This is a genomic window from Balneola sp., from assembly GCA_002694685.1.
Taxonomy (GTDB): domain Bacteria; phylum Bacteroidota; class Rhodothermia; order Balneolales; family Balneolaceae; genus Gracilimonas.
In genome coordinates this window covers 173,491-190,127 of the sequence record NZMW01000001.1, presented here as the reverse complement: position 1 = coordinate 190,127, position 16,637 = coordinate 173,491, and the positions used below count along the sequence as shown (strand labels likewise).

At 41.4% G+C, this 16,637-nt stretch carries 12 protein-coding genes; all 12 read right to left on the bottom strand.

What is annotated here, in order from left to right:
- Positions 1–2: 2 nt before the first annotated feature.
- Entirely contained in the window at positions 3–1,553 is a 1,551-nt protein-coding gene (locus CL667_00745) for a transcription termination factor Rho (GenBank protein MAL16209.1), read from the bottom strand.
- A gap of 117 nt (positions 1,554–1,670) precedes the next feature.
- Complete coding sequence (locus CL667_00740) at positions 1,671–2,924, bottom strand: hypothetical protein (GenBank protein MAL16208.1); 1,254 nt, start codon at positions 2,922–2,924, stop codon at positions 1,671–1,673.
- Positions 2,921–3,775 carry a hypothetical protein gene (locus tag CL667_00735; GenBank protein ID MAL16207.1) on the bottom strand — a complete coding sequence of 285 codons (855 nt, stop codon included), beginning with the start codon at positions 3,773–3,775 and terminating at the stop codon, positions 2,921–2,923. Before CL667_00735 ends, CL667_00740 begins: the two co-directional genes overlap by 4 nt.
- Complete coding sequence (locus tag CL667_00730; protein MAL16206.1) at positions 3,772–4,296, bottom strand: hypothetical protein; 525 nt, start codon at positions 4,294–4,296, stop codon at positions 3,772–3,774. Before CL667_00730 ends, CL667_00735 begins: the two co-directional genes overlap by 4 nt.
- 38 nt (positions 4,297–4,334) lie before the next feature.
- Positions 4,335–4,673, bottom strand: coding sequence for a hypothetical protein (locus CL667_00725; GenBank protein ID MAL16205.1), 339 nt, complete (start codon positions 4,671–4,673; stop codon positions 4,335–4,337).
- A gap of 61 nt (positions 4,674–4,734) precedes the next feature.
- On the bottom strand, positions 4,735–5,016 hold the full coding sequence (locus tag CL667_00720) for a hypothetical protein (GenBank protein MAL16204.1): 282 nt from the start codon (positions 5,014–5,016) through the stop codon (positions 4,735–4,737).
- 88 nt (positions 5,017–5,104) lie between these two features.
- Positions 5,105–6,646, bottom strand: a complete 1,542-nt coding sequence (locus CL667_00715) for an MFS transporter (GenBank protein MAL16203.1) — start codon at positions 6,644–6,646, stop codon at positions 5,105–5,107.
- Positions 6,647–6,685: 39 nt separating this feature from the next.
- Positions 6,686–8,050 carry an alpha-amylase gene (locus CL667_00710; protein MAL16202.1) on the bottom strand — a complete coding sequence of 455 codons (1,365 nt, stop codon included), beginning with the start codon at positions 8,048–8,050 and terminating at the stop codon, positions 6,686–6,688.
- Between the two features lie 9 nt (positions 8,051–8,059).
- Complete coding sequence (locus CL667_00705) at positions 8,060–10,426, bottom strand: alpha-amlyase (GenBank protein MAL16201.1); 2,367 nt, start codon at positions 10,424–10,426, stop codon at positions 8,060–8,062.
- Positions 10,427–10,442: 16 nt separating this feature from the next.
- Positions 10,443–13,361 carry a hypothetical protein gene (locus CL667_00700; protein MAL16200.1) on the bottom strand — a complete coding sequence of 973 codons (2,919 nt, stop codon included), beginning with the start codon at positions 13,359–13,361 and terminating at the stop codon, positions 10,443–10,445.
- A gap of 14 nt (positions 13,362–13,375) precedes the next feature.
- Positions 13,376–14,389 carry a LacI family transcriptional regulator gene (locus CL667_00695; protein MAL16199.1) on the bottom strand — a complete coding sequence of 338 codons (1,014 nt, stop codon included), beginning with the start codon at positions 14,387–14,389 and terminating at the stop codon, positions 13,376–13,378.
- 75 nt (positions 14,390–14,464) lie between these two features.
- Positions 14,465–15,949, bottom strand: coding sequence for a hypothetical protein (locus CL667_00690; GenBank protein MAL16198.1), 1,485 nt, complete (start codon positions 15,947–15,949; stop codon positions 14,465–14,467).
- Positions 15,950–16,637 lie beyond the last annotated feature (688 nt).

The window sequence follows — 16,637 nt, the reverse complement described above, 5'->3', positions numbered from 1 at the left end:
GCTTACTTATTCATAGAAATCAAAAACTCTTCGTTATTCCTCGTACCCTTAATTTTTTCGAGCAGGAAGTCCATGGCTTCGAACGGACTCATATTCGTCAGATATCGGCGAAGCAGAACCACTTTTTCTCGTTCTGCATCAGAAACCAGCAGCTCTTCGCGGCGTGTTCCGGAACGGAAAATATCGATAGCCGGGTAAAGTCTGCGATCAGAAATTCGTCGGTCAAGATAGATTTCCATGTTACCCGTACCCTTGAATTCCTCAAAGATTACGTCATCCATTCGGGAACCGGTGTCGATCAACGCAGTTGCCAAAATAGTAAGTGAACCACCGTTTTCGATGTTACGGGCAGAACTGAATAACTGACGTGGTGCTTTCAATGCTTCTGAGTCAACACCACCGGTCATTGTACGGCCTTTATTGGATGCTGTAATGTTATAGGCACGTGCCAATCTTGTGATAGAATCCATGAGCAACAACACATCATGACCACTTTCTACCAATCGTTTTGCTTTTTCAAAAACGATTTCAGCAAGACCAACGTGATTTTCAGGCTTTTCATCAAAGGTTGAAGCAGCTACTTCTGCACCTTTAACAGAACGCTCCATCTCGGTAACCTCTTCAGGGCGCTCATCAATCAATACAATTAAAATCTTGGTCTCAGGATGATTGGCGGCTACTGCGTTTGCAATATTTCTAAGAATAGTAGTTTTACCTGTTTTGGGCTGTGCTACAATCAACCCACGCTGCCCTTTCCCTACGGGAGCGAACATATCAATGAATCGTGTAGAGTAATTATTGGACTCAAACTCTAAGCGGTAGCGGTCATCCGGGTGAATGGGGAGTAGTTCTTCAAAGTCCTGGCGGTTATCCATGTCGTGTGGAATACGGCCATTTACGCCTTCAATTCTGAGCAGTGCAAAATAGCGCTCTCCTACTTTAGGCGGACGGATTACCCCAATTACACAATCCCCCTGCTTCAGTCGAAATCTCTTTATCTGAGATGGAGATACATAAATATCGTCCGGACTGGCTTTATAATTATAATTCACAGAGCGAAGGAAGCCATACCCGTCAGGCAGAATTTCCAGAGTCCCCTCATTGAATAAATAAGGTCCTAAATCAGGCTCAAGTTCTTTGATTCGCTTTTCAAGAGAAGTAGCATCCGACTCAGGCAGTTTATTATGCTCATGTCCTTTTCGGCGCGTGTTGCTGTGAGTATGCTTCTTCTTTTTCTTGGAGTCGTCTTTCTTTTCCTCCTCCTTCTTGTACGAAACAATATGGTTCTGTCCGCCATAGCTTTTCATTTCAGAATCTTTCTCAGCTGAATCATTCGTCTGGCGATCATCTTTTTCACTGGATGATTTGTCATCAGAAGAAGATTTTTGATTCTTGGCAGCTTCCCTGATGTTTTCGATCAACTGAACTTTACGTACTCCGGTAACCCGTTTAATACCAACAGATTTCGCTATTGTTTGTAATTCGTGAAGCTTTTTCCCCTCTAAGGATTCTAACTCCCCGGCCGAGATTCCGGCGGTTTCATTATCTGACATAAAATGTGGCTGTTATATATATGATTCTTACTGAACTTTGGGGCGAATATCGTGTTGCTTTATTGTAACAACGAAACTGGATATTCAATCAGGTAAGGATAAAAAGGCGATGTGTGTTTATGATACGTTTGTAGTCCATCGCTTAACGATGGGATAAAAGTAAAAACTTCCCATAAAAATTACTAACTCTGTCTTCAATTCCTTCAAAATAATTTCTTTCCGCTCTTCAGTTAACAATCTAGCATCAATTAGTTCCTTAATATCCACCCATTTTGCAGCTCGTTCGCCCTCCTGTTCTATAAAATAGGTTTGCCTGAAGCCCTCAAAGAATTTCATTAACTCCGGACTCAACTTATCCTTCATTGCAGAAAACACCAGAACTGTTTCCGCACGGGGTTTCATAGCCTCCACAGCGCTCAGCGATGATTCCAAAGCCTGCGTATTATGAGAACCACTGAAGTACCACTCATATGTGGGGTGAATCTTTTCAAACCTACCGGGAGCTCCTTCAAAGCTTTCAATAGAAAATACTACGGACTTCTCTTCAACAGGAAAGCGTTCCTGTAGTTCGTGTACCACTTTCCAAACTATGGCTACATTCCACTTGTTTACCGCTTCCCTGAATTTTGTTTTGAATGCTATTTCTTCCTTTTTGAGCGTGATAACTGATAAGTCCCATTCAGGCTTTAACTCTTTGGAAAGTAAAACTTCGGATTTCTTCTGCTGAGCTATTTTCCGGATTTCAGATAAAGCTGTCCCTGAAACATCGCCAATAACTACCGGCTTTGTCTCTTTAATAATACCTGCTTTTTCGCGAGCTATCTCTTCCAACGTATCTCCCAGAACATTCTGATGATCTAAGCCAATACTGGTAATTACTGATATTTCGGGATTGATGATATTTGTGGAATCCAGCCTTCCGCCAAGACCGGTTTCTATAATGGCGATATCAACTTCCTGATAAGCAAAAAACCAAAAGGCCAACACCGTGCTAATTTCAAAGTAGCTTAGTTTTATTTCATTGAACAGATCTTCGGCAACTTGGAAGAATTCCAGCAATTCGGCATCAGAAATTTCTTTTTGGCCAACTCTAACACGTTCATTGTACCGGGTAAGATGCGGGGAAGTAAAAAGACCTGTTTTGAATCCGGCATCAGCATATATCTTTTCAAGGAGGTAGCAGGTTGTGCCTTTTCCATTGGTGCCGGCTACGTGAATACTTGGAAAGTTATTCTGTGGATTCCCTAATTTTTCACAAAAAGACCGAATGGCATCTAAAGAAAAGTTGGCAGCCGAAGTCCCTGATTTCTGAAACATGGGAATAGCATCAAGAAAAGCCCAAACATCATCGATTGACTTAAACCGGCTCATGCCTCTAGTTCCTGTTCCTTAAATCGGTTAAAGCCTGTTTTAATTTTTTGCACCAATGGATGGCTAACTTCAAATCTATGTTCATCCAAACTTTGCACCTCTGAAATCTCCTTCAAAGAATTAGTACAGAACACAGCCTCAGCTTCTTCGATAGCTCCTAAATCAAATACTCCTTCTTCAATCTGAATTCCTAACGACTGTATGACATTAATAACAATAGATCGGGTTACTCCCGGAAGCAGATCACATTCAACAGACGGAGTAAAAACCTTATCCCCTTTTACCCAAAAAATATTGGCTGAAGTTGTTTCACTGATCTTCCCATTCACGGTTAGCATTAGTGAATCATCTCCAGACTTCTCCTTAGCCTCCTGAGCAGCCTTAATGTAGTTCAAGCCATTACTTAGCTTATATTTACGTTCGAGGGCTACAGAGGGAATACAGCGCGTTTCTGCAAGTATCAGGTTAATCGCGTTGTGATGCTTAGATAGTGCTGAAGCCTGAATCATCCAGTTAGCTTCAGATGATGAAGGAGTATAGCCTCGCCCTCCTTTTCTCCAGCATTGAAGGCGAATCATGGCGTCCGCTTTTGAAAGACTATTCTTGCTAAGCAGACTTAAAACCTGCTCTTTTAATTCTTGGGAAGTGAATGGGGCGTCAATATTTAGATAATCTAGCCCTCCCTTTAATCTCTCGAAGCGCATATCCCAGCCGAGAAACTTTCCTGAATAGCTTCTAATAGTTTCAAAGCATCCATCTCCATACATCATTCCTCTGTTGAACGGAGATATTAGTGCCTGATTTTCTTGAACCACTTCCCCATTCAGAATAACAGCGTCCGTGTTTTTCATTGCAGATATACTTTAAGGGAATCAAAGCCTACGCCTTCTTCGTAGCCAATTTGCGTATTCAGAACTTGGCCTTCTTCATCGAATAAAATATAGCTTGGGAATCCCGGCACCTTCAGGTAGTTGAAGTAATGAGTGCCATCAACATATTTAAAACCGGGGTATTGAGGAACATTAGGAAGCGACTCGGTGGCATCTTTAACCAGTGCTGCCAAAACAACCAGAGAATCATTCTGAACCGTGTAGTTCTGAATTTCATCCATCATAGATGTTGACTTATCTGACCAGCTAGCCCAAAAAACGACTATTGTTTCACTTCCTTTCTGATCGGCAACAGACTGAGATCCATTCTCAAAAATAGAAAGAAGAGGCATTGTTAAAAGTGAGTCGGAAGTAGCTACATTTTCCTGGAATCTGGTCTGCTGCTTTCTTTGAAAATTAAAGGAAGAGTAAATAATAACCAGCATCGTAATGATTGCGATGCCTACCATGAAAGGGACAAACTGTTTCTGCTCTAAGCGCATTCTTTTTGACTAAAGATAGAGAAGATTTTAATGCAAATTTATGTCTTGTATGGGGAAATTAAATTCAATGGTTTTCCTTGTAAATCACGATAGACAAGGAAATCAGAATCCGTAGTTAGTAAAGAAGCTTCATCAGTATTGTTATACAGAGCAAGTAAGCTTATATCTGCCAGGGAAGTATTTTGATCGTGATATTTTTGCATAAGTTGGAACACTTCCTTTTTAAATAGAGAAAGGGCAGATTCAATTTCCAAGAGGTTCTCATCCATCATTCCCGAAATAGCATTAACAACCGCCGGATTGTTGTTGGTAAGAAATAGAGTTTCTTTCAGTACAGGTTCGCACGTTATGAATTTAAATTGATCTTCGCTTAGCACCGTCTTCACCCATTGGTGAAATTGATCTCTTCTCCGAAATAGAGCGACCAAAGGCCCCGTATCAATTAAGACTGTCCTTGCCAAAGTCTTCCATATATTTTGGATTGGTGGAAACGTCCGATGGGCCACCATCAATTATGCCAATGTAAGGTTGGAGTTTATCCAACATTGAACCGGGAACTGGTTCTATTTCATATTCAAGAACTTCCTCATTAACTAATGCCATAACTGCATCTTTTTGGGTAAGCCCTTTTCGTTTGGCTAGCAGTTTAATCTTCGCCTTTTCTTCAGGAGTCAATTTCATCCCAAACCAGACAATATCTTTTTTGTCTTTCTTTTTCATGACATTACTATTGTTTTTTGTTGCAACGAATTTAATTATTGGTTGCAACAAAAGCCAATCATGGATTCATGTGTATCCTCAAGTAATACTAAGCCGCTTTCTTTTCGTCTACATCATCCACAAAATACATGGTTCCAGCTGCGATAATCATCACAATTCCTCCTAAAACCAAAGCATAAACAGCTTCGCCTCCAAAATAGGTACGGGTTACAAAGCCAAGAATGGTTGCAGCAAGCAGCTGAGGCAATACTATGAAGAAATTAAATATCCCCATATATAGTCCCATCTTCTGAGCAGGCAATGAACCAGCAAGAATGGCATACGGCATCGAAAGAATGGAAGCCCAAGCTACTCCAACTCCAATCATAGAAACGATTAGCATCATAGGATCGCTGATGAAGTAAATGAAGATAAGTCCCAATCCTCCTAAGATTAGTGATAAAGCATGAACCCACTTACGGCTGAGCATTTTAGCCACCGGAGCAAGCCCAAATGCAACTAAGGCCGCTACTCCATTATACACTCCGAACATCACCCCTACCCAATCAGCACCTTCGTTATAAAGTATTGAGGTGGTGTCACTGGTTCCATATACATGAGCGGTCACACCGGAAGTCGTGTAAATCCACATTGCAAATAAGGCAAACCAGGAAAAGAATTGCACTACAGCCAGTTGCTTCATGGTTTTGGGCATGTGAATGAAGTCATGCATTACAACCACTAAGCCATTATCTGTTTTTCCGCTTTTTTGGAAAAGTCCGGCAATCAAAGCCACTAATCCTGCTACCGACAAACTACCGGTTGCTACATAAACTTCTTTCTCGAGAGAAAAAGTGAAGGTCAAATAAGTGGTAATGATTCCAATAACTGCGAATATGATTCCAAGCGTAATCTTCTTCTGTCCTTCCCCTGCTTCAATAGGAACTTCACGCAGAACCGATGGATCAACAATGTCTTCTTTTTCAGCTTCTTCGAAACGCTCCAGTTCTTCGGGACTATATTCTTTAGTTCTGAAAACAGTCCACGCTACAGCAGTGATAAAAGCGATGGCGCCAAGATAAAATGACCATCTAACGGACGGAGGTATGATCCCTTCAGGTGCGGTATTGGCAACCCCAAACCAATTCGTCAACATCCATGGTAAAGCTGAAGCTACTACCGCTCCCGTGCCGATGAAAAAACTCTGCATCGCAAAGCCTTTCGTTCTTTGTTCAGATGGAAGCATATCTCCTACGAAAGCTCTGAAGGGCTCCATAGAGACATTAATTGCCGCATCCATAATCCAGAGCATACCCGCTGCTACCCACAGTACCGGCGAGTTTGGCATAATGACCAATGCTATTGAAGCTGCAATGGCTCCAAATAAGAAATATGGGCGCCTGCGACCTAAACTTGTCCATGTACGGTCACTGAAATATCCAATAATGGGCTGAATGACTAAGCCAGTGAGCGGAGCTGCAATCCATAAAATGGGAATATCATCTACACTGGCACCCAGCGTTTCAAAAATTCGGCTTACGTTTGCATTCTGAAGAGCAAAGCCAAATTGAATCCCCAAAAAGCCAAAGCTCATATTCCATATTTCCCAAAAACTCAGGCGTGGACGGGAGGTTAAGTTTGAATCAGACATAAGCCGCAATTATTAAAATGAATGTTATGTTCGGTTAGATTACTCGTTGGCAATTAGAAGCCAGCTGTTTGGCAGCACTTCATAATAGTTTGTTGCTTCAGGTGGAAGCTGATCTGAATAGATCTGATATCCGGAAGCATCAGCTGGGATGTCATACTCATCAAGGGGTACGTTAATGGATTCATCTCCATTATTCAGATACACAAACACCCAATCGTCACCTTTATCCCGACGGTAAGCAAAGGTTTCTTCCGGTGAATTGTAGATAGATAAGTCGCCTCCGTACTGCCCATTCCAGAGCGCCTCATTTTCTTCATTCAATTGCAGAAGCATGGTATAGAATTGTGTCAGCTCATACTCTTTCCACTCGATTTCGTCTTTCTCGAAAAACTCTAACTGCTTATCCAGTACTGACTCTTGACCGTTATAAATTAGCGGCATTCCGTCGATAGTTGCAGAAAGTACCGCAAAGTTTTCAAAATTCTCACCATACATGCCCGGATCTGTACCATTCCAGGAATTTTCATCATGATTACTTGTGAAGTACATGCGATAGGCACTTTCAGGAAATTTAGTTGCTTCCACTTCCATAAGGCTGTCCAATGCCTCAAAGCCTTCGTTACCTGCAGCAATTTCACGAATTAAGTGAGCATAGGTCCACGCATAAGTCATATCAAATGCTTCATGCATTTGTGGGCCTTCATCTTCTGCCAGCATAAACACAGGTTTGATTTCATCAAGACTTGCACGGGCATCTTTCCAGAAATCAAGTGGAACCATTCCTGCCACATCACAGCGATAGCCATCGATATCGAAATCTCTCACCCAATATTCCATGGCATCAACCATGGCAGCACGCATTTCTTGGTTTTCAAAATTGAGTTGAATGACATCCGTCCAATCCGTTCCTCTGGGAGGCATGAAATTCCCTTCTTCATTGAGTTCATACCACTCAGGGTTTTCAGTCCAGGGACTATCCCAAGCGGTGTGATTAGCTACCCAGTCTATAATGACCTTCATTCCCAATGCATGAGCTTCATCAACAAGGGCTCTAAAGTCTTCTTCAGTACCGAAGTTTGGATTTACTGCTTTGTAATCCTGCACGGAATAATAGCTTCCAAGAGGCCCCTTTCGGTTTTCCTCTCCAATGGGATGAATGGGCATCAGCCATAAAATTTTTACACCCATTGCTTCCAGTCTCGGTAGATCTTCACGGAAAGCATTGAAAGTACCTTCCTCAGAATATTGGCGAATATTCACTTCATAGATATTCGCATTTTGACTCCATTCTACATGCTGAATACCCTCTACACTTTGCGCCTTTTTCTCCGGCTGATTACAGGCCGAGAAAAACAATCCGGCTGTAAGTGTTAGTATTAATAAAGATCGTGAATAGAATTTCATGGATTTATTTTAAAGTGTTAGTATTTCAAAGCTGTTGGATGGCAAGGTCACTATTAAGACTCCCTGTTCAATAGTGAAATCATGACCAAATTGTTCTGATAACTGATTATAGTCAAAGCCTTCCCGCAGAATAACTTCTACATCTTCAGGTTGATCTGATTTATTGAAAACCACGATCACTTGATTCCCGAAATAAGCTCTTGAGTAAGCCAGTGTATTTTCGGTTGTAGTGTGAAATTGAAAGTCCCCGTAGGTTAATGCCATTTCGGAATTTCTGAGCCCGGTGAGCTTGGTGTAAATACTTCGATTTTTAAGTTCGAGCGCATTCAGCTCACCTTCATCAAACTCCATCCATCTGCGGTTATCGGGATCATTGGCTCCGGGCTGCCCATATTCATCTCCCTGATAAGTCACAGGGATACCTGGAATGGTTTGATTAAAAGCATGAAACATGCTGAGGCGGTCGTAAGCAAAAGCCTGAGGGTCTTCAATTTCTCGAGTCCACCCTGCCAGTTTTCCGTCTTCACTCCAACTTACTTCCCCACTGGTTAGTGTGATAAAACGTGATTTATCGTGATTTCCCGAAATGTAGCCCATCAAATTGTGATAACCGTAATAGTTAAAACTTTCCTGAAGCTGAGTTTCAAGTCCTTCGAATGAATTTCCTTGACCAAAAGTATTCAAGCCTGAGTCGTACATATTGAAATCAAATTGCGCGTCCAACATCCCGGAGTTAATGTAACTGGCAATCAGCTCCCGGCTTCCATAGGTTTCTCCGATTTGAAAAATTTGTTTACCTGTTGGGACCGTTACCGAGTCCTTAATCTTTCGCGTTAGCGTTCTCCAAAACTCAAGCTGAATGTGCTTGGTCGCATCATGCCGAAAACCATCAAGTTCAAACTCTTTGACCCAATATAATGCAGAGTCTGTCATTGTTTCGATTACTTCAGGGCGAGAGAAATCCAGCGAAGGCATGAAGGTATCAAACCAAGTGGTGAGCCGCTGTTCATCCCAAAGCTCGGTATTCATTCTGCCATCTGGTAAATACAAGTTGGTAGCCCAATCTTTGTTTTTTTGATACACCGGATGGAGTTCATGCACATGATTGGCTACGTAATCTAAAATAACATTCATCCCGTTTTGATGAGCTACATCCAAAAGCTCTCTAAATTCATCTTCTGTACCAAAACGATAATCTACTTTCGATGAAGAAACAGGCCAATAACCGTGATAGCCTGAGAAAGTGGTGGTCACACCGCCTTTATCCCAGAGGCCATATGCACCTTCAGGATTCTGAGTGATAGGTGAAAGCCACAGAGTATTCACACCTATATCATCAAAATATCCGCTTTCGATAGTTTGAGTTATACCCGCAAAGTCTCCGCCGTAATAATTGGCTTTGGGGTGAATGTTAGGGTCGTTTACTTTCTCTGTATTTACCGGATTTCCATCTTTAAATCTGTCAATCAAAACGAAATACATATTCCAGTTGTGATTGTCTTGTCGAGTAAGCTCTTCCGTATCTGTAATCACTTTTCCATTAGCTAAAGGAATAAGCACATCGTTAGAAAGTTGCCCATCTTTAAATGTCCATGCCCTTAAATGGGAGCGATCAAAATCTTTAGCGTTTGCAGGAATTTCAAATCTCAGGACATTGTCTTTAAACTCGGTATCAAGCTGATAATTCTCCCAAAACACAATGGTGTTTTCAGTAGCGTCTGTAGTGAGGTAAACCATGGGATCTGAGTGATCCATAGTTTCAAGGAAGGGTTTATTGGCATCAACATTTCCCACCTCAAGTATAGAATTAGTGCCTCCCATCCCGTTTGAAACCGTATTTGGGTTAGCGGGATCTGGAGTTTCTTTCCCATCCAGCACCAAGATATACTGATACACTCCTTCGTTAACCAACATAGTGGTGGTCCATACTTCACCTTCTTTTGCAAGTGGTGCAGCAGCCGGATTCCAGTTGTTCATCTCTCCTTTCAGCTGAACAGAAGAATACGTTTTTCCTTCAGGATCAAAGGTAATGGTCACTTCCTGCTTATTAGATTTTTTTAGAAGTATATCATACCTAAAACCATCCATCCAAACTTCCATCACACCCAGTGGACTTGAAAGTGAGCCTGTTAAAGATATTCCCTCTTTATCTGATGAGAGCGTGGCGTCTAGTCCCACAGGTACTGAAACGGAATCAATAAGTTTTGGCGAAATAAAGTAATCTGCCGTGATGATGTTGGTTTCTCCATATTCCAGACTAACTGGAGAAGCAAGACCGATAATCTGAGATTCTTTAGGCGCTTCAATGTAAGACGAACATCCCGTTGCCCATAAGGCCAGGACTACAACAATAAACTTGAGCGTTCTGTTAACCACTTTGGTAGGGTTTAGTTTATTTGATCAGTGTCATTTTCTGTGTAAAGACATTACCACCAGCTTGTAACCGATAGATATAAAGTCCGCTGCTTAAGTTGCCCGCATCAAATCTTACCGTATATGATCCCGGTGACTTCCGTCCATTCACTAATTCGGCAACTTTACGTCCCAATACATCAAATACTTCCAGCTTAACCACACTTGCTTTAGCAATGTCATAACTGAAATTGGTAGTTGGGTTGAAGGGGTTTGGATAGTTTATCCCAAGTTTAAATGAGCTTGGCACATCAGAGTTTCCATCGTTTTCTTTTGATGTCAGCAGATCCTCTTCCGGAGTTTCAAATTCACGGGTAGTAAATATTTTAAATTCGCCGGGCGCTAAAACTATTTCACGATCAGGGTTAGAAATTGATTGTGAAGTACCTTTATAGAAATCATACCATGTTCCAGAACTAGGATAAACAACTTCAGCTGTTGCTTCAGTGACACCAAAATTACCTACAACTAATACATCGGTGTCTTCATGCTCAAGGGTGTACGATTTTATAGCTTCATCAAGGCTGTAAACAGCTTCATCCGGCTCAGTAAAAGCAGGACTGCTTCTACGCAGCTCCAATAATGAACTCCACGTCTTATAAACTTTTAGTCGCTCATTGTCATCATAATACTCCCATCTAACCGGTTTTTCGCTTACACGGCCCGGGTCACTAGCCAAGCAATCGCCATTTCCTGAACCGCCGGGTTTGAGGCATTCGTTGGTACCCCAACCATAGCCCAATTCACCAAACTGCCAAATCATTTTTGGCCCCGGAAGTGGCAAAAAGAAAGCTGCCGCTAACTTTTGCCTACCTAAGGCTGTTCCTAAATCTTTGACGTCATAGCTGCCAGAAGAATTTCCAAATTTTCTCTTTTTGAGCATCAGCCACTGTTCATCGTGACTTTCCATATAACCAACGATATGTCTTCTTTGGAAGGAATTTCTGGATTCTGACTGAACTCCAAATAAGTTGGACTTTCCATTTTCATGATAGCCCATAGAAGCCTCACTATAGGCTCCGTTCATGTTGCCCCAAAGCATGATTCCTTTTCCTTCCCCTACTCTGTAGTTCGCCCATTGAGCTTCTTCATTCTCAGAACCCAAATGCTCAAAAATGATAATAAAATCCTCATCAGCTGCCCACTGGTAATCCGCATACATTCTAAGTATATCTACACGATCCTGCTGATATTGGCTTGTGCATCCATCATAAACTGGGTTTCCACTTGCATCAAATCGAACAGGTGGACAATTCTGGGTGAATCCCTTCGTCAAATCCCATCGAAAACCGTCAATGTTATATTCTTCAATCCAGTGCTCTATCATTCGTTTGGTATAATACTGAGTACCGGCATATTGGTGATTGAAATCATTAAATACGTTGAAATCATGCCTTGGTGTAGCATTGAAGTAAGGATTATTCTCACTGTACAAACGATACAAGGGATTATCACCGGTCGCATGATTCATCACCACATCAATGATTACTGCAATGCCTCTTTTATGAGCCTCATCCACAAACTTTTTAAAAGCATCGGGGCTACCGTAAAACTTGTCCAAAGCTAAATGATGACTTGGGTTATATCCCCAGCTTAAATTACCGTCAAACTCGTTTACCGGCATTAACTCAATCGCATTTACACCCAACTTCTCGAAATAGTCAAGAGTATCGGTCAACGTCTGGAAGTTTTTTGTATCCAGAAAATCGCGAATCAATAGTTCATAGATAACCAATTCAATTTTTTCGGGGCGTTGGTAATCCGTTGCCTCCCATTGGTACTCTGCCTTTCCCGGTTCAATAACCGTCACCCAGCCGTCTGTTTTTCCTTCAGGATAAGCGAGCATATTTGGGAAGGTAGATTCGGGAATAAATTCATCATTAAACGGATCAAGAATCAGACTAGAATATGGATCTGAAATTCGAATTTCTCCATCAACAAGGTACTGAAAACCGTATTGCTCGCCAGCTGTTAGTCCATCAATTTCAATCCAATGCCAAACACTGTCTGCATTTAAAAATTCTTTTTTAAGTAAATAGTCTTCATCTACTTTCCAGTCGTTAAAATCCCCAATAACAAAAACATAGTCTTTGTTGGGTGCGAAAAGAGATAAGGTTACCGAAGTGCCATTCTCACTGTAGTTGATACCATCTTCAATGCCCGCTGGACGATCTGCCAGTTCAGGCTGAATATCCGGGAGGTAAGCAAATGAGATCGAATCTGATTTAGTGGCGCCTGATTCTGTTACGGCATCAATCCGAACAGAATTTTCTCCTACTTGTAATGATAAAACCGAAAGGTCTTTTATGGAGAGCAGCTGTCTCTCATTGTCATAATTTGCACCGAAGGAACCTGCAGGTATGCCATTCACAAATATTTCGGAAGCATTAACATCTATAGGATCAGAGTCGGCAGAAGCTACGGTTGCCCATAATGCATCATCTTCACCTACTACATCGCCGCTTGTCGGACTAAATTGGAATATTAAAGGACTTGTAACTTCTAAGAATGAGTCATTATTCATCCCAATTGCAATTGGATTCAAGGGATCCGTAAACCATTGCCATTCGCTGCCGCTTGCATTGTATTGTTCATGAAATTTGTATGCATATCCGGTAGCTCCGTTATTTGTTGCAGTTCCTCCACCCACAGTTAGGTTTACTGACTTATACCAGAATCCATTTTCTTCATCCTCGGTCATGAGAGAACCATCGCTATTAGCAATGCGGCCGTCGGTGTTATTGCCCCAGTTATTGAACTCTCCTGGAACATAAGCTCTCACAGCATTTTCTCCAGAATAGTATCTAAAGGTTACATCTACAGTATTCTGTGCCGTAGCAGTACTAACTAACAGAAATGAAAACGCGATAAGAAATACTAAATAGTTCAAATACTTCATTGAGCTTGGATGGATTAAGCGTCTATTTTTTTACCGTTCAGTTCAGTTGAGGCTCGCTTGATAAGTTCAGGAGTATAAATTGTTTGCGAGATAGCTTTGTCAGGATTATTCATCCTTTCAATGAGATTTTGAGTAGCAAAAAAGCCCATATCTCGCATAGGCTGTCGAATAGTTGAAAGGCCCATATATTCAGCCAATTCGATATCATCATATCCAATAATGGGTATGCTTTTGCCAGTGTCCTGCATAGCCTTTAATGCTCCTACTGCCTGAATATCAGATGCGCAAAAACATGCCTCAGGTTTTGGCTCCATTGTTAAAATTTTGATCATGGCTTCATAGCCGGCTCTTTCGGTAAAGCCATCGCGGTACATACTATCACCCGTGATAATCAATTTCTTATCGAAAGGAATTTCAAACTCATCTAAAGCTCTCTTATACCCTTTAATACGATCACGAATTGGTTTTGAGGATTCCAGAGCTGAAAGCATAGCTACTCTCTTATATCCGTGCTTAAATAAGCTTTTGGCAGCACGGTAAGCACCCTGGGCATTATCAACACTTACCGAGTCAAAACCTTCATAGTGCTCATCAACCAAAGTAATTGGCACATTATATTTTTGAAGTTTACTCCAGTTATTTTCATTTAAGTGAATAGAAATAAAAAGGTATCCCTCTGCCCACCTTCTCTTCAAAACGTGCTCAACCTGCTCTTGAATATCTTTATTCGGTGAGATATTAAAGATGCTCAGTTCATAATTCATTTCGCTCAGTTTATCCTGAACACCACCGAGTACCTCCATGAAGAAGTAGTTGGAAATTACAGGCACAACAATCATCACCGTATTACTTTTTCGGCTGGCTAACCCCTGTGCAAAAGCCTGAGGATGGTAGCCCATTTCATCAGCTACAGCAAGTACCTTATTGCGAGCCTTATCAGAGACGTTGGCACTGTTATTGAACACACGGGAAACCGTGGCAATGCTAACCCCTGCTTTTTTGGCGATATCATATATTGTTGCTGGCAAATCGAATCAGTTTATTTGAAAAACACAGGTACCGATCAAAGTACCTGTGAATAAAGACTTATTATTTGGATCAATTTATTTGATCAACATCATTTTCTTGTTCTGTGTAAATGTACCCGCTTCAATTCGGTATAGGTACATTCCAGATGCAAGGTTAGACGCATCGAACTGAACGGTATGTTGACCGGCAGTTAAGCGTCCATTAACTAATTGAGCTACTTGTTGCCCAAGAATATTATAAACCGTCAACGTCACCTGATTTGCCGCAGGTAATGTGAAGTTAATATTCGTTGTTGGGTTAAATGGATTCGGGTAGTTTTGGCTTAATGAGAATTCTTCAGGTGTTGTAACTGTTTCATCTTTCTCATTAGATACAACTACGTCGTTATCACCTTTACCACCACGTCGAACCACAACTGGCCCTTCTTCAGTAGCAAGAATGTATTCGTCATAGAGGTCGTCATAAACTGAGTCACCACGTACGAACGCACCGAATACAAACTCAACCTTAGTGCCCTGGATTCTAGTGTTATGGTCAGCACCAAAGCCAGCCTCATTGTCATAACCATTAATACCTAATTTAAAGGCACCTTGACGAGCCTGACCCGCTACATATGACTTCGTTAATGTCCAGAGAGAGTCTCCGGCAACTTCGTCACCATTTTCTCCACTGTCATTAAATTTGAGGTCTTCAGCTCCACCAAGAACAGGGCCCCAGTCTTCCCAGCCACCGGCCAATAATGGTCCGTTACCAGATAAGAATGTAATTGTTGAATCTTCTCCACCACCGGCTTGAACGTCCGCAGGAAGTGCTGAACTATCTGCAAGGTGGTAATAAGCAGCACGTAAGTCTACTTCAAAGATAACGTCTGTGTCTTCAGCGAATACGTCATTTGGAGTAATTCCGTCGAAGTATGGAATGTTACCATCAGGAGCATTTTGAGCCAGGTATCGGCCTTCAAATAGTCCATCTTCAGTAACAGTAATCATTTTGTTGTCACCACTTTCCCAGGTAACTGATTCGTCTGCATTAGTGATAGTGAATTTGTACGCATAAGTACTTGGTACAGCTTTTTCACTTCCAAAAGTTACAGATCCTTCATAGATACCTTCTGTTTGTGACTCAGTTAGGTTATAAGTACCTGCACTCCAATCAGCATCAAATGCACCGGTAACCGATACAGATTCAGTTTCTGGATCAAAGTTGCCATTAAGTTCCTGAATGGACATATCTACTTGGAAGAATAACTCAACTTCACCAAAAACGGCATCGCTCAAGTCAGCAAAATCTGCGTTAAAAGGAGCTGCTGCAATTGTTGAATCTTTAGAAACGGTAATAGTTTTATCATCACCAGCTTCCCAAGCAATATCACGACTTGATTCAGCGTAATACTTGTAAGTATAATCACCAGCAGATAGGCTTATCGTTTTAGAATAAATACCATCATCATTTCCATCAGTTAAAGTATCAGCATTAGTTGAGAAACCATTAAAGCTTCCTGCTGCGAATACGTAATGATCTTCAGGAACGAATTGAGCAGAGTCAATTGCTTCATTCATATTAACCTGGAAGGTAATATCATAGTACCCAACGATATCACTCTCGAAACGAGGAGAAATTTGTGAACCGTTAAAAGTACCTACAACACCAATAATGTCAAATCTCGCAGGTGGAGTAACTCCAATTGCTTCAGTTTGAGCTAATAATCGGATTGGTACTTCGCTACTATCAGAATTAAAAAACGCGTCAACGTTTGTTGATCCTGATGTTCCGTCAGCAGGCCAATCAGCTGGGGTTGTAATCAAATCATTAATTCTTACCAAAGTACCTTGAATACCAGCTGTATCTGTTTCTGGTGAAGCGGCTTCCACAAATTCTTCATAAGAAATTACTCGTGGTGCAGGCAGTTCGTTTCCTGAATTAATAAGGGTGATATCTGTAGTTACATCACTAACTACGATTTCACGTAATCCGTTAAAAGTATCAAGTTCACCTGTTACTTCGACACTATCACCAGCTGTAATTACTTTAGCCGGGGTTCCGAAATCAAAGATATTAAGTCCTACTCCTCCATCCTGAATATAAAAGGACGTTCTGGAATCAGATTCCAGAGAAGGCGTAATTGCGATACCTTTAACAGTTACTACTGTTCCATCAGTGCTATCTTTAGCAGCTTCAATGGAAATAGTCTGTGCAAACAAAGATGATGTTCCTATTAGGATCATCATCAATGCAGTACTGAATAAG

Bases quoted from the DNA above. Each gene is read 5' to 3' on its own strand.
- CL667_00720 (MAL16204.1), bottom strand. From the start codon at position 5,016: ATGAAAAAGAAAGACAAAAAAGATATTGTCTGGTTTGGGATGAAATTG.
- CL667_00735 (MAL16207.1), bottom strand. From the start codon at position 3,775: ATGAAAAACACGGACGCTGTTATTCTGAATGGGGAAGTGGTTCAAGAA.
- CL667_00700 (MAL16200.1), bottom strand. From the start codon at position 13,361: ATGAAGTATTTGAACTATTTAGTATTTCTTATCGCGTTTTCATTTCTG.
- CL667_00745 (MAL16209.1), bottom strand. From the start codon at position 1,553: ATGTCAGATAATGAAACCGCCGGAATCTCGGCCGGGGAGTTAGAATCC.
- CL667_00740 (MAL16208.1), bottom strand. From the start codon at position 2,924: ATGAGCCGGTTTAAGTCAATCGATGATGTTTGGGCTTTTCTTGATGCT.
- CL667_00710 (MAL16202.1), bottom strand. From the start codon at position 8,050: ATGAAATTCTATTCACGATCTTTATTAATACTAACACTTACAGCCGGA.
- CL667_00715 (MAL16203.1), bottom strand. From the start codon at position 6,646: ATGTCTGATTCAAACTTAACCTCCCGTCCACGCCTGAGTTTTTGGGAA.
- CL667_00690 (MAL16198.1), bottom strand. From the start codon at position 15,949: ATGAATGAAGCAATTGACTCTGCTCAATTCGTTCCTGAAGATCATTAC.
- CL667_00730 (MAL16206.1), bottom strand. From the start codon at position 4,296: ATGCGCTTAGAGCAGAAACAGTTTGTCCCTTTCATGGTAGGCATCGCA.